We start from the raw sequence: 17,794 nt of genomic DNA on the forward strand, positions 1-17,794 counted from the left end.
CCGGTCGCGCCAGGGCGACAGGGCGAGGCCTTAGACGCCTTCAAAAGACGCCCAGTAGGCCAATCAGGTTAAGCACACCCTTCATGCAAAGCCCTCACAAGGGGAGAAGGGGGGCTGGTCACACCGTCAGTGCCTCTACTGCGCGCATGACGCCGCGCAGTTCGGCGAGGCCCTTCAGGCGGCCGATGCAGGAATAGCCGGGGTTCACCTTCTTGCCGATGTCATCGACAATGGCATGGCCATGGTCCGGACGCATCGGGATCTGCCAGTCCGCCCTGCCTGCCGCCTTGCGCCGCCGCTCTTCGCCAATCAGCGCCGACACGACCGCCACCATGTCGGTGTCGCCGTCGAGGTGCTCGGCTTCGTGGAAGGAGCCGTCTGGCTCCTTGGTGACATTGCGCAGATGGGCGAAATGGATGTTTTCGGCGAAGGCCTCGGCCATCGTCGGCAGATCGTTCTGCGCGCCCGCGCCGTAGGAGCCGGTGCACAGGGTCAGCCCGTTAGCCGGCGAAGCGACCGCGTCGAGCAGCGCGCGGGCATCATTGGCGTTGGAAACGATGCGCGGCAGGCCGAACAGCGAAAAGGGCGGATCGTCGGGGTGGATCGCCATCCTGACTCCGGCCTCTTCGGCGATCGGCACGATCTCGCGCAGGAAGGCAAACAGGTTTTCGCGCAGGCCTTCGGTGGAGACGTCCTTGTAGAGGTCGAGGGCGCGGCGGAAGCTTGCCCGATCGAAGATGAATTCGCGCGCCGGGACCCAGCCGATCAGGTTTCGCTCCAGCCTTGCCTTGTCGCTGTCGCTCATCCCTTGCAGTCGCGCACGCGCGGCCTCGACGCGGGCCGGTGGGTGATCGGCCTCGGCCCCTTCTCGCTCGAGGATGAAGACGTCATAGGCGCAGAGCTCGACGACATCGAAGCGCAGCGCCGTGCCGCCATGCGGCATGGGATAATCGAGGTCTGTGCGCGTCCAGTCGGTGATCGCCATGAAATTATAGCAGACGGTATTGATCCCGGCGGCGGCGACGGCGCGGACCGACGCCTTGTAATTGTCGATCAGGCTGCGCCAGTTGCCGCTGCGGGTCTTGATGTCCTCATGGACGACGATGCTCTCGACCACATCCCAGGTCAGGCCTGCTGCCTCGATCTCGGCCTTGCGCCTGGCGATCTCGTCCGCCGGCCAGGCGCGGCCGTCATTGAGGTGATGCAGCGCGCTGACGATGCCGACGGCGCCGGCCTGACGGACATGGGCAAGCGTCACCGGATCGTCCGGCCCGAACCAGCGCCAGGTCTGTCTCATGGCTTCTCACTCCCTATGCCAAGCGCCGCCAAAGCTGCGGCAGTGCCGCCCCGCCGCAGGCGCTCGAGATGGGCTGCCGTCAGATCGATCAGTGTCATGCGGTGGGCATGGTCCTTGGCGAAGCCGGCGAGATCGAACATCGCTGTCACCGTTTCATCAGCCGGCCGGCTGCCGAGCGCCGTAAGCCGAGTGTCGATCGGGTCGGTGAAATGGGCTTCCGGCAAGGTTTTGCCGCGCGCCTCGCAAGCGGCAATCCAGGCCGCCACCACCAGCATGAGATGCGCGGGCGGGTCACCGGCGCCCAGCCGATCAAGGGCCGAGGCGACGATGCGCTGCGACAGCTTCTGGCTGCCGTCATTGGCGATCTGCGCGGTGCGATGGGCGAGCGCGGTGTTCGAATAGCGTTCGGCGAGCTGGGCCGTGTAGCCGGCCGTATCGAGCCCGGCGTCCTGCGGCAGCGTCGGGATGGCCTCGGCCCATAGTCCGTCGACGAATTGCCGGATCGCCGGATCGGCAAAGGCGCGGTCGACCGTGTCGTAGCCGCTGAGCAGGCCGAGATAGGCGATTGCCGAATGCGAACCGTTGAGCAGCCGCAGCTTCATGTCCTCGAAGGGCCCGACGTCGCCGACCATGGTGACGCCGAACTTTTCCCAGGCCGGCCTGCCTGCCGGGAAATCATCCTCGACCACCCATTGGCAGAACGGCTCGGTCATCACCGGCCAGGCATCCTCGACGCCGAGCTCGACGGCGATACGCGCCCGGTCGGCATCGGTGGTCGCCGGCACGATGCGGTCGACCATGCTCGACGGGAAGGCGACGCCGTCGGCGATGTGTGCGGCGAGCCTGGCATCGCCCGAAGTGGCGAGCCTGGCGTCGCGCAGTGCGGCGAATTCGACCAGCAGGCGGTGCAGCGTGGCACCATTGGCCGGAAGGTTGTCGCAGCAGAGCACGGTGAAAGGCTGGATGCCGGCGGCACGGCGGCGCGACAGCGCCTCGGTCAGGAAACCATGCGCCGTCCGTGGCATTTGCGGGTTGGCCAGATCATGGACGATGTCGGGGTGGGTATTGTCGAGGCCGCCGCCGGCTGCCCTCAAATAGGCCTTTTCGGTGATCGTCAGCGTGACGATGCGGGTGCGCGGATCGGTCAGGGCGGCGAGCACCGCAGCCGGATCTTCCGGCGCCACCAGCAGCGACAGGATCGAGCCGACGACGCGCAGCTCTTCGCCGACGCTGCTCCTGATCGCCAGCGTGTAGTGGCCATCCTGCGGCGCCAGTGCGTCGCGCGTGTCTGGACTGCGCAAGGACACGCCGACAATGCCCCAGTCCGCCTCGCCCGCCGCCAGGCAGTCGTCGACATAGGCCGCCTGGTGGGCGCGATGGAAGGCACCGACGCCGAGATGGACGATGCCCGGTGCAATAGCGCCGCGGGCGTAGCGCGGGACCGCGACCGAAGCCGGCAGTGCCTTCAGCGTGCTGTTGGAAAGGCGTCTATTGGTCATTGCGCCACGTGTCTGATCGAGATTGTTGGGTCACTGCTGGCAGGCGGCGTAACACCCGATGCCGTCACGCACAATGGGCAATGGCCGACGAAAAGTCATCATACAACAACCCAGTTTTTGTATGTTGACATTATTTCTTTCCAACCCTACCGATGTCCGGATTGGGAGGATTCACGTGGCCGCATTGACGGATCCGGACTTGCTGTTTGCCGCCGAGGCGCGCCCGCGTTCGCTGGCCCGCGATCTCTATGCCGCGGTCAAAGACCTGCCGATCGTCAGCCCGCACGGCCACACCGATCCGCGCTGGTATGCGCTCAACGAGGCGTTTCCCGATCCGGCGCAGTTGCTGATCGTGCCGGACCACTACATTTTCCGCATGCTGTTCAGCCAGGGCGTTCGGCTTGAGGAGCTTGGTGTGCCGACGCTTGACGGCTCGCCGGTTGAAACCGACGGCAGAACGATCTGGCGGTGCTTCGCCGAGCATTATTACCTGTTCCGCGGCACGCCGACCCGGCTGTGGTTCGACCATGTGCTTGCCCATCTGTTCGGCATCGACGAGCCGCTGACGGCCGCAACCGCCGACCGCCATTACGATATGATCTCGACCTTGCTGCAGTGGGAGAATTTTCGCCCGCGAGCGCTGTTCGAGCGCTTCAATATTGAAGTCATCGCAACGACCGAAGGCGCGCTCGACGATCTCCGATGGCACCAGATGATCCGCGACAGCGGCTGGGAGGGCCGCGTCGTCACCGCCTATCGGCCGGATGCGATCGTCGATCCCGACTTCGAAGGCTTTTCGGCCAATCTCGACCGGCTTGGCGAGATCACCGGCTGCGACACCGGCAATTGGGCCGGCTATCTCGATGCGCATCGCCAGCGGCGCGCCTTCTTCAAGAGCTTTGGCGCGACTTCCTCCGATCACGGCCATCCGACGGCCGAAACCGCCAATCTCTCGGATGCCGCCGCGCAGGAGCTGTTCAACCGCATCCGCCGGGGCTCGGACGACGAGCGCGAGCGAAAGCTGTTCCGCGCCCAGATGCTGACCGAGATGGCCAAGATGAGCCGCGACGACGGGCTGGTCCTGCAGATCCATCCCGGCTCCTGGCGCAATCATTCGCCTTCTATCTTTCACAAGTTCGGCAGGGACAAAGGCTTCGATATTCCGACCCGAACCGACTATGTGACGGCGCTGAAGCCGCTGCTCGACTGCGTCGGGCTGGAGCGCGACCTCACCATCATCCTCTTCACCCTCGACGAGACCAGCTATGCGCGCGAGCTGGCGCCGCTCGCCGGCGTCTACCCGGCATTGAAGCTCGGGCCGGCCTGGTGGTTCCACGACAGCCCCGAAGGCATGCGCAGGTTCCGTGAGATGACCACCGAAACCGCCGGTTTCTATAACACCGTCGGTTTCAACGACGACACCCGCGCCTTTCCATCCATACCGGCCCGCCATGATGTGGCGCGCCGGGTCGATTGCGCTTTTCTGGCGCGTCTCGTCGCCGAGCATCGGCTCGGCGAAGACGAGGCGCACGAGCTGGCGCAGGAACTTGCCTATGCGCTCGCGAAAAAGGCGTACCGGCTCTAACGGCGCTTGCCGCCATCGTTCAAAAAGGGAGGAAACCAATGCTGCATTTTTCGAGACTGGCGGGGGCTACGCTAGTTGCCGCCGCACTGCTGGCCGGATCGGCAAGCGCCCAGACGGTCCTGCGCTCGTCCGACACCCACCCGGATGGCTATCCGACGGTCGAGGCGGTCAAATATTTCGGCGAGCTGGTGAAGGAGCGTACGGCCGGCCGCTATGTGGTCGAGATCTATCCTTCCGCGCAACTTGGCGAGGAAAAGGACACGATCGAGCAGGTGCGCACCGGCGTGATCGATCTCAACCGCGTCTCGATGGCGCCGTTCAACGGGCTCATCCCGGAGACCACCGTGCCCTCGCTGCCCTACATCTTCCGTTCGGAAGAGCATATGCACAAGGTCATGGACGGGGCGATCGGCGACCAGATCGCGGCGGCGTTCGACCAGGTCGGGCTGGTGCTGCTCGCCTTTTACGACGGCGGCTCGCGCTCCTTCTACAATTCGAAGAAGCCGATCAACACCGTAGCCGACATGGCCGGGATGAAGTTCCGCGTCATCCAGTCCGACATCTTCGTCGACATGGTGGCGGCACTCGGCGCCAACGCGACGCCGATGCCGTATGGCGAAGTGTATTCGGCGATCGAGACCGGGGTGATCGACGGCGCGGAGAACAATTTTCCGAGCTACGACACCGCCAAGCACGCGGAAGTCGCCAAGTACTATTCGCTCGACGAGCACACGATGGTGCCGGAAGCCTTCGTCATGGCGAAGTCGAGCTGGGACAAGCTGACGCCGGAGGACCAGGCGATCTTCAAGGCGGCCGCCAAGGAGAGCGTCGCCAAGCAGCGCGAGCTGTGGACCGCCAAGGTCAAGGAATCGCGCGCCAAGGTCGAGGCGGCCGGTTCGCAGATCACGACGCCGGACAAGCAGCCCTTCATCGACGCGATGGGGCCGGTCTACGAGAAGCACGTCAAGGACGACAAGCTGAAGGCCATGGTCGAAGCCATCAAGGCCGTGCAGTGATCAAGCGGCGGCGCGGACATTCCGTGCCGCCATCCTCCTGGGGGAGAAAACCGGTGACTTCCAGCCCAAGACCAACACCGCTTCTGTCCGGCGTCGCGCAAGTGATGTCGCGCGTCAGCACGGCGGCGCTGTCGATCGCCGGCATCGGGCTGGTGCTGATGACCGCCTTCGTCGCCTGGCAGGTATTCGGCCGTTATGTTCTGAACCGTTCGCCGAGCTGGACCGAGCCGGGCTCGGTGATGCTGATGAGCTGGTTCATTTTCCTCGGCGCTGCCGTCGGCGTGCGCGAGAACTATCACCTCGGCTTTGACGTCCTGCTCTACGTGCTGCCGAAAGGCGGCAAGCGCTGGCTGCGGATGATTTCGGACCTCGTCGCGCTCGCCTTCGGCATCGGCATGATCTGGTACGGCAGTCAGCTGGTAGCATTGACCTGGGGCTCTGTCTTGCCGTCGCTCGGCATATCGGGGGGTTGGGACTACGTCCCGCTTGTCGCGGGAGGCGCGCTCATCGTGCTCTTCACGCTGGAGCGCATTGTGCTTCGCCTCTCCGGCGCGCCGATCGACGATGCCCTCGATGAACTGCCGCCGGCCGAAGTCGCGGCCGAACTCGACACCGCCAACGTGAAGGTCTGACGCCATGGAACTGTGGATTCTCTTCGGCGTCTTCACCCTGCTGATGCTTATCGGCACGCCGATCGCTTTCTGCCTCGGCGTCGCAAGCCTCGCCACCGTCCTCTATATGGGCCTGCCGCCGCTGATCGTGTTCCAGCGCCTGAATTCCGGCATGAGCGTCTTTTCACTGCTGGCCATTCCGTTTTTCATCTACGCCGGCGACTTGATGGTGCGCGGCGGCATCGCCAGCAAGATCGTTGCCTTCGCCGGCTCGCTCGTCGGCCATTTGCGCGGCGGTCTCGGGCAGGTCAACATTGCAACCGCAACACTGTTCGGCGGCATTTCCGGCTCAGCGGTGGCGGAGGCAGCGGCGGTAGGCGGCCTGATGATCCCGCAGATGAAGGCGCGTGGATATGGAGCGGACTACGCCGTCAACGTCACGTCGATGGCGGCACTGATCGCGCTGCTGCTGCCGCCGTCGCACAACATGATCATCTACTCGATCTCGGCAGGCGGAAAGATCTCCATCGCCGATTTGTTCACGGCCGGCATCATCCCGGGCCTGCTGCTGGCCCTGTCGCTGATGGTCACCGCCTATATCGTGGCGCGCTCCCGCGGCTATCCGACCGAGGCGTTTCCGGGCTTCACCGCGGTCGCGCATCTTTTCGCCGTCGCCGTGCCCGGCCTGCTGTTGATCGCGATCATCTTCGGCGGCGTGCGATCGGGCGTCTTCACCGCCACCGAGAGTTCCTGTATCGCCGTCATCTATGCGCTGCTCGTGACCGTCTTCGTTTACCGGCAGATGACCTGGGAAGGGTTCGTTCATGCCACCCATGGCGCCGTGCGCACCACGGCCATGGTGCTGCTCATCATCGGCATGGCGGCGGCGTTCTCGTGGCTGATGGCCTTCCTGAAAGTGCCGGCAGCGCTCATCGCCTCCATGAACGCGATCTCGGACGATCCGCTGGTCGTGCTTCTCCTGCTCAACCTCCTGATGCTGTTCCTCGGCACGTTCATGGACATGGGGCCGACGATCATCATTTGCACGCCTATTTTCCTGCCCGTGGCGCAGGCCTACGGCGTCGATCCGGTGCATTTCGGCGTCATCATGATCCTCAATTTCGGCATCGGACTGAACACGCCGCCGGTGGGCGCGGTGCAGTTCGTGGCGTGTGCAGTGGGCAAGATATCCGTCTGGGAATCGATGCGCTCGATCTGGCCGTTCTATGCGGCAGGCCTCGTGGTGCTGGCGCTCGTCACTTACATTCCGGCCATTTCGCTATGGCTGCCGAGCGTCTTCAAATAGGGGGTGCGACATGGCATCGGACACTGCCGTCGGGCTCCGCGTCGAACGAAGACCGAAGCTTTCGGAAACCGTTGTCGCTGCGATCCGCAAGCAGCTGCAGGCGGGCGAGATCCAGCCTGGGCAAAAGCTGCCGACCGAGGGCCAACTGACGGAAACCTTCGGGGTCAGCCGCACCGTGATACGCGAGGCGCTGGCCAAGCTTGCCGCGGACGGCCTGGTCGAGCCGCGCCAAGGCGCCGGCGTTTTCGTCACCGAACATATCTCGACAGCGTTCGGTGCTCTGGCAGCGGAGATGGGCAGCAAGGATTCGATTGCCCTCAACGTGCTCGAAGTCAGGTTGGCGATCGAGATCGAATCCGCCGGGCTCGCCGCCATCCGGCGCAACGCCGCGCAGGAAGCGGCAATCCAGGAAGCCTTCTTCGAGTTCGAACGGCTGCTCCTCAACAGCGAGCCGACTGGACCGGCCGACCTTGCCTTCCACCGTGCAATCGCCAGCGCCACCAACAATCCGTTCTATGTCGAGATGCTCGACGTGCTCGGCCGGCGCGCTATTCCTTGCGATGTGACCTCGCCCTGGTCGACCGAGTTCGCACAGTCCGACGCCTACCAGCGCGGCCTGCAGCGCGAACACCTGATGATCCTCAACGCCATCTCGGCAGGCGATGCCGAAGCGGCGCGGGAGGCGATGCGCGCGCATCTCGGTGCCAGCCAGCAGCGCTATCGCGAGCGCCTGCACGCGCGCCAGATTTTTTATGCCGACTCGGTCAAGGCCGCGGCAACCGAATGAGCAATTGAGGCAGCAATGATTCAATCTGATGATCACACGGATTTCACCTCCCGCTTCGCCATCGACCCTGTTTCTGCCGCGGCGATGGGCACGGACGAGCTCCGTCACAATTTTCTCATCGAAGGCCTGTTCCGGCCCGGCAGCATCAGCCTGACCTACACCCATTACGACCGCATGATCGTTGGTGGCGCCATGCCCGCCGGCGCACCGCTGCCGCTGCAGGCGATCAAGCCGACCGGGACCAAGAATTTTCTCGACCGCCGTGAGATGATCATCGTCAATATCGCCGGTGCAGGCGTCGTCAAAGCTGGCGGCCAATCCTACGAGCTGCAGGCGCGCGACATGCTCTATCTCGGCATGGGCACGGATGAGGTATCGTTCGCTGCGACCAATCCGGCTGAGCCGGCTAAGTTCTACCTGCTCAGCGCGCCGGCGCATCAGGGCCACCCCAACCGGCTGATCCGCATCGGCGATGCCAAGCGGCTCGATCTCGGCAGCCAGGCAACCTCCAACGAGCGCTCGATCTTCCAGTTCATTCATGCCGAAGGCGTAAAAACCTGTCAGCTTGTCGTCGGCATGACGCAGCTTGCCCCCGGTTCCGTCTGGAACACCATGCCATGCCATGTGCATGACCGGCGCATGGAGGCCTATCTCTATTTCGACCTGCCGGAGGCGGCGCGGGTGTTTCACCTCATGGGCGAACCGGACGAAACGCGCCATCTCGTCATGCGAAACGAGGAGGCGGTGCTGTCGCCGGGATGGTCGATCCATTCGGGCGCCGGCACCTCGAACTACGCCTTCATCTGGGCGATGGCCGGTGACAATGTCGACTATACCGATGTCGACCTGGTGGCGATGGAGGAGCTCAGGTGAGTGATCTCTCGGCCTTCAGCCTTGCCGGCAAGCGCATCCTCGTCACCGGCGCCAATACCGGCATCGGCCAGGGCATCGCCGTGTCGATCGCGCGCGCCGGCGGCTCGGTGGTCGGCGTCGGCCGGTCGGCGATGGACGAGACGGCGGAGAAGATTGCGGCTGTCGGCGGCCGCTTCGAGGCGGTCCGCTGCGACCTTGGCGACGATGCCGCCACCCAGGCGATGCTTGACCGCGTCTGGGACGGCACCGGGCCGCTCGACGGCCTGGTCAACAATGCGGGCATCATCCGGCGTGCCGATGCGGTCGACCTCACCGAAGCCGACTGGGATGACGTCATCGGCGTCAATCTGAAGACGGTGTTCTTCCTCAGCCAGAGTTTTGCCAGGCGCGTGCTTGCCGAGCCGGGACGGCGCAGCAAGATCGTCAACATCGCTTCGGTGCTGAGCTTCCAGGGCGGCATCCGTGTCGCCTCCTACACCGCCTCCAAACACGGCGTGCTCGGCATCACCCGGCTGCTGGCATGTGAATGGGCGGCAAAGGGCATCAATGTCAACGGCATTGCGCCGGGCTATATCGAGACCAACAACACCGAGGCGCTGCGCGCCGATCCCGACCGCAGCGCTTCGATCCTGGCGCGCATCCCCGCCGGACGCTGGGGCGCGCCGGAAGACATCGGCGACGCAGCCGTCTTCCTGCTGGCGCCAGCGTCCAACTACATGCACGGCGCGGTGGTGCCGGTGGACGGCGGCTGGCTGGCGCGATGAACAACAAAAGGTGAGAGTCTGACGATGACCGGAACCAAAATCTTCTCGCTTGCCGGCGAGGGTGCGTGGACGCCGACGCCCGACGGCAACCGCCGGCGCGTGCTCCTGCACACGGACGAACTGATGATGGTCGAGTTCGGTTTCGACAAGGGCGGCGTCGGCGCGCTGCACTCGCACTCGCATGTCCAGGCAAGCTACGTCGCCGAAGGCCGCTTCGAAGTCACCATCGACGGCAGGACCGAAATCCTGGAGACCGGAAGCAGCTTCATCGTTCCGTCCAATCTGGTCCATGGTGTCAGGGCGCTGGAGGCGGGACGACTGGTCGACAGCTTCACGCCGCACCGCGCCGATTTCCTCGACTGAGCTGCGGGCCCGAAGTTCAGGCAGCCGGCTCTCGGAACGAAAAAACCCGCGCCTCCGGAGAGACGCGGGCGTGTTGCCTGGGCGCTTGTGGCGCCGCGGTACTCAAAACATCACCGCAGAACCTGAACCTGCCGAATGATGGTGAAGATAGGATTAACCGCTCCGAGGCGGTGCGATATTCACAGCCAAAGCGAATAGGGGGCTGGAACGACGGTCCGATATCGGCCAATGAGAGAAAAGTTCGCCTCAGGCGGTGCCCCGGACAGGACCAGAGGGGTCGATAAATGTTCGAATCTGCTGTCCAGGCAATCACCTGGCGATTCGCCGCGGCATTTCGGCAGGTCGTATCCCCGAAAGTTCTGTAATGCAGATTGCGGCGAGCAGCCCGGCAGAGGATTCCAAACGGCGCGTCCTCAGGGATGTATTCGGCTTCGATGATTTTCGTCTCGGCCAGGCGGCCGTGATGGAGGCGCTGCTGGCCGGGCATCATGTGCTGGCCGTCATGCCGACCGGCGCCGGCAAATCGCTCTGCTACCAGGTCCCGGCGCTGGTCCTGGGCGGGCTCACCATTGTCGTTTCGCCGCTGGTGGCCCTGATGCAGGATCAGGTCGCCGCATTGCGCCTTGCCGGCGTGGCGGCCGATACGATCAATTCCTCGCTCGACCGCGATGCCAATGTCGCTGCATGGCGCCGTGTCGCGGCAGGCCAGACGCGCCTGCTCTATCTTGCACCGGAGCGGCTGATGACGGTGCGAATGCTCGAGGCGTTGACCAAGCTCGATGTCCGGCTGATCGCCATCGACGAGGCACATTGCATCTCCCAATGGGGACCGGCGTTCCGGCGCGAATACGAAGAATTGTCGAGACTACGTGATATCTTCCCGAAAGTGCCGATTATTGCGCTGACGGCGACGGCGGACGAGACGACGCGCACCGACATTGCCGCGCAGCTGTTCGACGGGCGCGTCGATACGGTGGTGCTCGGCTTCGACCGGCCGAATATCAAGCTAGGCATTGAGCCCAAGCATGACAGCAAGCGCCAATTGCTAAACTTCGTGCAGCGCCATGCCGGCCGCAGCGGGATCGTCTATTGCCTGTCACGCAAAAAGACCGAAGAGGTGGCGGCGTTCCTCGAGCGGAACGGCGTACGCGCGCTCGCCTATCATGCCGGCATGAGCAAGGACACGCGTGAAGCGAATCAAAATGCCTTCATGACCTTGTCCGGCGTGGTGATGGTGGCGACCATCGCCTTCGGCATGGGGATCGACAAGCCGGACGTCGCCTATGTCTTCCATACCGACCTGCCGGGCAGCTTGGAGGCCTATTACCAGGAAATCGGGCGCGCGGGCCGCGACGGGCGGGCGGCCGAGGCACATTTGCTCTTCGGTCTCGGCGATATACGCATGCGCCGGCTTTTCATCGAAGACGAGGATGCGCCGGCTGAGCACAAAAGGCGCGCGCATGGCCGGCTCGAAACGCTGATCGGTTATTGCGAGACGACGCAGTGCCGCCGTCAGATCCTGCTTGGCTATTTCGGCGAAAGTGCTTCGCCTTGCGGCAATTGCGACAACTGCCTCGACCAGGCGCCGCATGCGGATGGCGAGGCGGAGGCGCGGATCATCCTGGCGGCGATCGCACAGACCGGCGAGCGCTTCGGCGTCGCCCATGTCGTCGATGTCCTGCTCGGCCATGAAACCGAGAAGGTCCTGGACAGGAACCACCACAGGCTTGCCAGCTTCGGCACCGGTGTGGCGCATAAAAAGAGTTTCTTGCTGTCGCTGCTCCGCCAACTCGTCGCGGGAGGGTTCCTGACATTGGACTCAGCCGGCCATGGCGGCCTCGCCATTGCCGAGAAGGGCCGTGCGCTGGCCCGGGGCGAGGCCTCGTTCCGGTATCGCGTGGACGCGCGCCAGTCATCGCGAGGCAAGATACGTCCTGAGGATACCGCAGCAGGCACGGAAGGTCTGGATTCGGCGCTGCTGGCCGCGCTCAAGGCTGTGCGGCTGCGTCTTGCCCGGGAACGCCAGGTGCCGGCCTTCGTGATCTTTTCGGATCGTACGCTGATCGATATGGCCGAACGCTGCCCGCGTGATCTGGACGCCTTCGCCGCGGTCAACGGCGTCGGCGCCGCCAAGCTCAAGGATTTCGGCGAGATATTCCTCGGCGCGATCGCTGCGCATCAATCCGGGGTGGCGGGCTGAAGACCCACTTCAGTGACGCAATCAGCACCGGCTTCGTCTCGCCGCGGCAACCGCAGCCTCCTGCTGCCGCAAGCGCTCGATCTTCGCACTCTGGCGGGCAGCCACGGTCGAGGCGACACGCTGCCCTCCCAACAGCCAGCCCGGAATGTTGGTGTGGACGACTTTGCCACGAGCGATGGCTGTCGCCGACATTTCGTCGGCGACAGCGCCCATCGCCACGTTGAGCTCGACGCAACTCATCTTGTCGTATTTCGCAGCATCAAAGGATGCCGGCAAAGGCGATGCGCAACTTCCGACAAACATGAGGCTGCATATCAGAGGCGCGGCCGTGGAGATCGCCTTCATTCCCTTATCAAGCACATTGATGCCGGACGGGCGGATTTCCGGAGGGTTCTCGATCTCAGGCGGCGAAGCGCTCCCGAGGTTCCGCGTAACTGAAGCATGTGACCTCTACAATACCCTGTGCTGACCGACCTGTTTGTCCTCGAAGAATTCCGAGAGAGCCGCTGCCGTCTTGTCGGGGTGCTGTTCCGGGAAAAAGTGCCCGCCTTGGACAGCGTGTCCTGCCACTCTGTCGGCCCATTTCCTCCAGATGGCCAGCGGCCCGCCTTCTTGCGCATACCAGTTCTCCAGGGCGCCTTCGCCACTCCATAGCGCCAGTAGCGGACAGTCGATGCGACGACCGTTTGCGCGGTCCAACGCGTCATGTTCACGATCGATCGTCGCAGCGGCGCGATACTCTTCGCAGATGGCATGAATATGCGCGGGATCGCTAAGCGCATCAACATAGGCGTCCCTGACCTCTTTGGAGACCATTTTCGCTGACGATCCCCACTGCGTTATTGCATCGTCGACGACAGCATCGGGAGCCGCGCCGATCAGACGCTCCGGCAGGGGCTCCGGCTGGGCAAGAAGGCTCCAGGGCCAGAAGCCAAGCGCCAGTCTGGCATCCGCCCTATCCCATGTTGCGGCGGTGGGGATGATGTCGAGGACGGCGATTTTGAGCACGTTGTCGGGATGGTCCAGCGCCAGGCGATAGGCAACCCGCCCGCCACGATCATGCCCGGCAACCATGAACCGCTCAAACCCCACTTGCTTCATGGCCTGAACCATGTCGCCGGCTATGGCGCGCTTGGCGTATGGGCTATGATCGGCAGAGGAAAACGGGCATCCGCTTTGCCCATAGCCTCGAAGGTCGGCGGCGACGACCGTGAAGCGGGGCGCCAAGGCTGCGGCGATATCCCTCCACATCAGATGCGTTTCTGGAAAACCGTGAAGAAGCAGCAGCGGCGGACCGGTGCCTCCGACCCTTGCGAAAATCGTCGTATCGTCCAGTCGTAGGCTGGTGGCTCTGAAACCTGCAAACACCGTCAGCTTCCTCCGCGCCCTTAGGAAAGCTCCGTAAGGGCGCTAACGGCCGCCTGAGGCCCGGCCGCGATGGCCAGGGTTCAAGCCGGCCAGTTGCTAGAATCGAAACCAGACCCAGACGCGCCTGCGGAAGCACCGCCTGCGCCGATAGCCGTTTCGCCAGTAAACGCGACAGACCCTTCTCCAGGCGCGCCGGCGGCGCCGGCGCGGCATGTGCCACCGGCGATGATAGACTGGTTGCAACTCTGCTTGAGTTTCGTCGTCGTCGAAGGTCTCGACATCCGGCGCCTCGAGTTCATCGAGAATGCCCCTTCTGGCAGTTGGAACGCCGGCCACCGCATTGATTGGCCGAACCGTGCTTGCAAGGGCCGCGGCCCCGGCAATGCCAAACATTCCTGTCAAAAATAGTCGCCGATCCATGGAAACCTCCCAGTCTTCAACCAGCGATAGAACAAGCTGACGATGGGGAAATAGCGCAGTCGGTGCAAACGCCTAGTGCCGCACGGCGACTAGCGGTGGTCCGGTCGGCCGGAGGGTGTTACCTCGTCCTCGAAGTGGGATGGCTACCTCGATCGACAAACACCCGGAGCTTTTGAATTGGAGGGCCGTGAACGACGAAGATGGGACCTACGTCTACGCCATAGCTACCTAATTCCACGCTACTGCTCTCTGTTTGTCGCTCGCGTTGCAATAAGGCTTGACTGCCATCCTACCAGAAGGTAGGTAAAACCATGAGCAACTTGTCTACCACCTCTGACGACATCCTGGCTTGTGCACGTTCACTGATCGTCGCTGGCGGCTACAACGGTTTCAGTTATGCCGACATTGCTGAAGTGGTCGGGATCCGTAAGGCGAGCATCCATCACCATTTCCCAAGCAAGGTCGATCTGGTTCGGACGCTGGTTGCGCGGTATCGCGAAGAAACTGAAGCGGGGATGGCAAATGTCGAACTTCACGAATCCGATCCGCTCGAACAGTTGCGGACCTATGCCGGGTATTGGGAAGCCTGCATCGCGAACGCCAGCGCCCCGTTTTGTATCTGCGCGCTGTTGGCAAGCGAGCTCCCCGTGCTGCCCGAGGAAGTTAGCCTTGAGGTCCGGGCGCATTTCCGCTCGTTGTCGGCTTGGCTGACATCCGTGATGGAGCGCGGTGCGCGGCACGGCCAATTTCGACTGATGAGTACCCCTCGTGCCGAGGCTGAAGCGTTCATGGCGACCGTTCATGGCGCGATGCTTTCAGCACGGGCCTATGGCGATCCGAAGGCATTCGCCGTCGTGACCGGCCCGCTCCTGGAGCGGCTCCGCGCTTCCCCCCGGATACCAGCCTAGATCTCAACTAACCATACTAGCGATCACTCCGCGACGTTCGTCGAGAGACCCTACCTACTAGTCGAAAGGTTTATCCAATGACGGCTTACAGTAACAATCTTTTCCGCGCCAGCCAGGAACAATGGCTCAAGCTCTATTACTTCGCTCGGACGGCGTTCTCGGCTGTCTGGGTGGCGGCTGCCTTTACGGTGGGGCAGCATTCCGGGGTGGTCGCGGCGGTTTTGCTCGTGGCTTATCCTGCATGGGATGCCCTGGCCAATTTTGTCGACGCATCGCGCAGCGGAGGATTGGGACAGAATCGCACCCAGGCCATCAACGTCGTGGTCAGTGTGGCGACAACGTTCGCGGTCGTTGTTGCGCAGAAGATGAGCATGAACTGGGTGCTGGGCGTGTTCGGCCTATGGGCGATCCTGTCCGGCCTGCTTCAACTCGGCACCGCCGTCCGCCGTTGGAAGAACTCTGGTGCGCAGTGGGCGATGATCCTGAGCGGAGGGCAATCAGCACTGGCAGGCACGTTTTTCATCGCGCAGGCGCGGATGCCGATGCCGCCATCGATCTCCAACGTGGCCGGCTATGCCGCAGTAGGCGCCCTCTACTTCCTGGTTTCGGCGGTGTGGCTGAGCGTGAGCCAATTGCGGCGGAAGGCTGCATAGCGTGCCATCTTGAGCCAGCACCGCTCCGACTGTCAGCTGCTGGCATCGTTCGTCAAACAGAACGACCCACCCTTACCCCTAAGGACTGAAAATGAGACCGACGTGTTTGGAATTTCACCACCCGGCTGAGGGTTAGCCGCTCATCCAGGGCATCTCGATCGCGCCGAACGATACAGCGACCCCGAGGGCCATCAGCGCAATGCCCACAGCAACTTCGAAGGGGCGGCCGCGCTGCAGCAGCTTCTCGACGAAGACGACCAGCGTCAACAGCAGCATCCAGGCGACGCTCATGATGCCCACCGCGACCAGCACGGCAAACAGAGCCCAGCAGCAGCCAAGGCAATAGAGTCCGTGCCGCAGCCCCATCTCGACTGCGCCAACCCGCCCGTCGCGCCAATGCTGCGCAATGAAAGCGAGCGGCGAACGGCAATGGCTGAGGCAAATGTGCTTGAGGGTCGTGAATTGGTAGAGGCCGGCGACGCCAAGCGTTGTACCGAGCGCGAGCGGCGCCCATTTCGAACGCTGAGGCGGATCGAGGCTCGTCGCAAACTCGCTTGCGAGCTGGACCAGGACATACACAAGAAGGCCCGCCGCCGCCCAGACGAGCATGTAGCCCGCGACGAATATCCAGGCCGGGATGGCGACGTGCTGTTCGCGCCTGGCCTGCGCCGCTGCGAACATAAAGATCATGGGCGCGGCCGCCGGCAGCATCATTGCAGCCATCATCACCGTCCATGCAGCAAGAAAGGCGGCGGCGCCGGCGAGTGACCAGCCGTCGGCGGCAATTCCGGCCGTCGCCACGCCGGCCATGCCTTCCATACCCTCCATCCCGCCGCGCACCGCAATGCCCATTGGCATATCCATGCTGAGGGTCAGCGCCCATGCCGCCGCTGTCAGCACCACGAGCGATGCGAGAAGGCCGAGCGGCATGCCACGCAAATTCCGGAGCCGCCACGATTTCCCGGGGGACGCGTCAGGCATCGGCACGTCCCTAGTTCGGGCCGGTCCAGTCGAACGGAATGTGTTTGCTGGAGCGGGTCGTGCCCGTCCAGTCGAGCCCGAAGCCTTTGGTGCTCACCTCGACCGAACGCCCCCAGGTGGCAACCTGGCCCGGGCCGACCTCCGAGCCCGGCGGGTTGATCGTCTGCACCCGCTTGCCGGGTGGTGTTGTGGGACCTGAAAGTGCTTCCGCATGCCCGACGACGAGGCCAGGAATCTCGACCCGCCAGGTGGCGAGGTCGCCTGCCACCTCGAAAGTGATCGGCACGAACTCCATGCCACGCATCTCGCCGATGTTGGCGGCAAAGCCCGCCGGCCAGCCGCCAGCCTGCCCGCCGAAGATCGCCTGAAGGGCTTCACGTTGCCGCTCGTTCGCCTTCTCGTCGAGGTACATGCCCATCACGGCTTTTGCCTCGCCGGCCCATAGATTGCCTTCAAACTCGCCGAGCGCCACCAGCGACAGGCCGTCGAGCTTCACGTCGCCATACCGACCCTCGCGCACATGCCAGGCGAGCACGCCCTGGCAGTGATTGCCGGTCGGCCGCTGGGCGAATTCGCAAGGGCAAGGGATGTCGCAGCTGCAGATGTCGAACCAGTCGCCTGCGAGCCGCCATTGAGGCACTGCGTTCATGGCTCTTCCTCCCGGAATATAGCGCTATTTATACCTCGAAGGCGGGGCGCGCTCCAGCAGTTAGTGCATCGCTCGCTGATTTTGGTGGCCCTTGCCGCCGCAGAACAAGTCACTGCGTCTTGATCAGTAACTGCTCGCAACAGAACCCAGCCGCCATCCAGTGCGAAGTGGTTTCTTGCTCCGTTCCATGTGATCGATGAGGTCGTGGATAGCTTCGCGACGGGTCGATCACCAAATACACGATCCGACTGACGCTTGACCCACACTGCGAACTGACAACCTTCCGCAACACCGCTCGGTTGCCTAGTCACAAAGACGTAGCGGGCCAATGCTAACGCCGGGCTGCAATTTGAGCTCCGCGACTTCACAAGCATTTATGGCTGAGTTCGGCAGGCAGCATCAAAAAAATTATGCGCGGCCTGAGACATAGGTGACGTTTTGTACCGGACACATGGGTAACACTTTTGGCTTTTGGCCGGAGGTGTTGATGCCGTGGAGAGAGTGTTCGGTGATG

17 protein-coding genes are annotated in these 17,794 nt (G+C 63.4%); 11 read left to right on the top strand and 6 right to left on the bottom strand.

The window, feature by feature from the left end; all coding sequences use genetic code 11:
• Positions 1 to 118: 118 nt before the first annotated feature.
• Both uxuA and NKH30_RS31905 read right to left on the bottom strand, forming a co-directional pair.
• On the bottom strand, positions 119 to 1,297 hold the full coding sequence (gene uxuA, locus NKH30_RS31900; RefSeq protein WP_352772106.1) for a mannonate dehydratase: 1,179 nt from the start codon (positions 1,295 to 1,297) through the stop codon (positions 119 to 121).
• A complete protein-coding gene (locus tag NKH30_RS31905; RefSeq protein ID WP_352772104.1) occupies positions 1,294 to 2,796 on the bottom strand; it encodes a mannitol dehydrogenase family protein in 1,503 nt (500 codons plus the stop codon). The genes uxuA and NKH30_RS31905 overlap by 4 nt, the downstream gene beginning before the upstream one ends.
• Positions 2,797 to 2,971: 175 nt before the next feature.
• Between NKH30_RS31905 and uxaC the strand changes: the two genes are divergently transcribed.
• From uxaC to recQ, 9 genes are all read left to right on the top strand, one after another.
• Positions 2,972 to 4,381: a glucuronate isomerase gene (gene uxaC / locus NKH30_RS31910; RefSeq protein ID WP_352772103.1), complete on the top strand. Its 1,410-nt coding sequence runs from the start codon at positions 2,972 to 2,974 to the stop codon at positions 4,379 to 4,381.
• Between the two features lie 38 nt (positions 4,382 to 4,419).
• Positions 4,420 to 5,397 (top strand): TRAP transporter substrate-binding protein, encoded by a 978-nt coding sequence (locus NKH30_RS31915; protein WP_352636901.1) that lies wholly within the window; start codon positions 4,420 to 4,422, stop codon positions 5,395 to 5,397.
• 104 nt (positions 5,398 to 5,501) lie between these two features.
• Positions 5,502 to 6,029: a TRAP transporter small permease gene (locus tag NKH30_RS31920; protein ID WP_023719697.1), complete on the top strand. Its 528-nt coding sequence runs from the start codon at positions 5,502 to 5,504 to the stop codon at positions 6,027 to 6,029.
• A gap of 4 nt (positions 6,030 to 6,033) precedes the next feature.
• Positions 6,034 to 7,314: a TRAP transporter large permease gene (locus NKH30_RS31925; protein ID WP_292656436.1), complete on the top strand. Its 1,281-nt coding sequence runs from the start codon at positions 6,034 to 6,036 to the stop codon at positions 7,312 to 7,314.
• 10 nt (positions 7,315 to 7,324) lie between these two features.
• The gene (locus NKH30_RS31930) at positions 7,325 to 8,101 is read left to right on the top strand and encodes a FadR/GntR family transcriptional regulator (RefSeq protein ID WP_352618125.1); all 777 of its coding nucleotides are present in this window, start codon (positions 7,325 to 7,327) and stop codon (positions 8,099 to 8,101) included.
• 15 nt (positions 8,102 to 8,116) lie between these two features.
• Positions 8,117 to 8,974 (top strand): 5-dehydro-4-deoxy-D-glucuronate isomerase, encoded by an 858-nt coding sequence (gene kduI / locus NKH30_RS31935; RefSeq protein WP_352772100.1) that lies wholly within the window; start codon positions 8,117 to 8,119, stop codon positions 8,972 to 8,974.
• On the top strand, positions 8,971 to 9,738 hold the full coding sequence (gene kduD / locus NKH30_RS31940) for a 2-dehydro-3-deoxy-D-gluconate 5-dehydrogenase KduD (protein WP_352772098.1): 768 nt from the start codon (positions 8,971 to 8,973) through the stop codon (positions 9,736 to 9,738). The genes kduI and kduD overlap by 4 nt, the downstream gene beginning before the upstream one ends.
• 24 nt (positions 9,739 to 9,762) lie before the next feature.
• Positions 9,763 to 10,101 carry a cupin domain-containing protein gene (locus tag NKH30_RS31945; RefSeq protein WP_352998003.1) on the top strand — a complete coding sequence of 113 codons (339 nt, stop codon included), beginning with the start codon at positions 9,763 to 9,765 and terminating at the stop codon, positions 10,099 to 10,101.
• Between the two features lie 364 nt (positions 10,102 to 10,465).
• Complete coding sequence (gene recQ, locus NKH30_RS31950; protein WP_352772094.1) at positions 10,466 to 12,301, top strand: DNA helicase RecQ; 1,836 nt, start codon at positions 10,466 to 10,468, stop codon at positions 12,299 to 12,301.
• 21 nt (positions 12,302 to 12,322) lie between these two features.
• Here recQ and NKH30_RS31955 read toward each other — a convergent pair whose 3' ends face one another.
• Together NKH30_RS31955 and NKH30_RS31960 are read right to left on the bottom strand one after the other, a co-directional pair.
• Complete coding sequence (locus NKH30_RS31955; protein ID WP_352772092.1) at positions 12,323 to 12,577, bottom strand: hypothetical protein; 255 nt, start codon at positions 12,575 to 12,577, stop codon at positions 12,323 to 12,325.
• Positions 12,578 to 12,751: 174 nt separating this feature from the next.
• On the bottom strand, positions 12,752 to 13,669 hold the full coding sequence (locus NKH30_RS31960; protein ID WP_352772090.1) for an alpha/beta fold hydrolase: 918 nt from the start codon (positions 13,667 to 13,669) through the stop codon (positions 12,752 to 12,754).
• Between the two features lie 731 nt (positions 13,670 to 14,400).
• On the opposite strand from NKH30_RS31960, the gene NKH30_RS31965 reads away from it, so the two are divergent.
• Together NKH30_RS31965 and NKH30_RS31970 are read left to right on the top strand one after the other, a co-directional pair.
• Entirely contained in the window at positions 14,401 to 14,997 is a 597-nt protein-coding gene (locus NKH30_RS31965) for a TetR/AcrR family transcriptional regulator (protein WP_352772088.1), read from the top strand.
• A 77-nt stretch (positions 14,998 to 15,074) separates the two neighbouring features.
• The gene (locus tag NKH30_RS31970; protein WP_352772087.1) at positions 15,075 to 15,650 is read left to right on the top strand and encodes a DUF308 domain-containing protein; all 576 of its coding nucleotides are present in this window, start codon (positions 15,075 to 15,077) and stop codon (positions 15,648 to 15,650) included.
• A 132-nt stretch (positions 15,651 to 15,782) separates the two neighbouring features.
• Here the strand turns inward: NKH30_RS31970 and NKH30_RS31975 are convergent, their stop codons facing one another.
• Positions 15,783 to 16,580, bottom strand: a complete 798-nt coding sequence (locus NKH30_RS31975) for a DUF2182 domain-containing protein (RefSeq protein ID WP_352772086.1) — start codon at positions 16,578 to 16,580, stop codon at positions 15,783 to 15,785.
• 61 nt (positions 16,581 to 16,641) lie between these two features.
• The gene (locus tag NKH30_RS31980; protein ID WP_352772084.1) at positions 16,642 to 17,280 is read right to left on the bottom strand and encodes a DUF1326 domain-containing protein; all 639 of its coding nucleotides are present in this window, start codon (positions 17,278 to 17,280) and stop codon (positions 16,642 to 16,644) included.
• Positions 17,281 to 17,794: the final 514 nt, after the last annotated feature.

The sequence above is a fragment of the Mesorhizobium sp. M1273 genome, assembly GCF_040318195.1.
Taxonomy (GTDB): domain Bacteria; phylum Pseudomonadota; class Alphaproteobacteria; order Rhizobiales; family Rhizobiaceae; genus Mesorhizobium.

Excerpts from the sequence above, each read along its gene's own strand:
- uxuA (WP_352772106.1), bottom strand. The coding sequence starts at position 1,297 with ATGAGACAGACCTGGCGCTGGTTCGGGCCGGACGATCCGGTGACGCTT.
- NKH30_RS31905 (WP_352772104.1), bottom strand. The coding sequence starts at position 2,796 with ATGACCAATAGACGCCTTTCCAACAGCACGCTGAAGGCACTGCCGGCT.
- NKH30_RS31915 (WP_352636901.1), top strand. The coding sequence starts at position 4,420 with ATGCTGCATTTTTCGAGACTGGCGGGGGCTACGCTAGTTGCCGCCGCA.
- NKH30_RS31920 (WP_023719697.1), top strand. The coding sequence starts at position 5,502 with ATGTCGCGCGTCAGCACGGCGGCGCTGTCGATCGCCGGCATCGGGCTG.
- NKH30_RS31925 (WP_292656436.1), top strand. The coding sequence starts at position 6,034 with ATGGAACTGTGGATTCTCTTCGGCGTCTTCACCCTGCTGATGCTTATC.
- NKH30_RS31930 (WP_352618125.1), top strand. The coding sequence starts at position 7,325 with ATGGCATCGGACACTGCCGTCGGGCTCCGCGTCGAACGAAGACCGAAG.
- kduI (WP_352772100.1), top strand. The coding sequence starts at position 8,117 with ATGATTCAATCTGATGATCACACGGATTTCACCTCCCGCTTCGCCATC.
- NKH30_RS31945 (WP_352998003.1), top strand. The coding sequence starts at position 9,763 with ATGACCGGAACCAAAATCTTCTCGCTTGCCGGCGAGGGTGCGTGGACG.
- recQ (WP_352772094.1), top strand. The coding sequence starts at position 10,466 with ATGCAGATTGCGGCGAGCAGCCCGGCAGAGGATTCCAAACGGCGCGTC.
- NKH30_RS31965 (WP_352772088.1), top strand. The coding sequence starts at position 14,401 with ATGAGCAACTTGTCTACCACCTCTGACGACATCCTGGCTTGTGCACGT.
- NKH30_RS31970 (WP_352772087.1), top strand. The coding sequence starts at position 15,075 with ATGACGGCTTACAGTAACAATCTTTTCCGCGCCAGCCAGGAACAATGG.
- NKH30_RS31975 (WP_352772086.1), bottom strand. The coding sequence starts at position 16,580 with ATGCCGCTCGGCCTTCTCGCATCGCTCGTGGTGCTGACAGCGGCGGCA.
- NKH30_RS31980 (WP_352772084.1), bottom strand. The coding sequence starts at position 17,280 with ATGAACGCAGTGCCTCAATGGCGGCTCGCAGGCGACTGGTTCGACATC.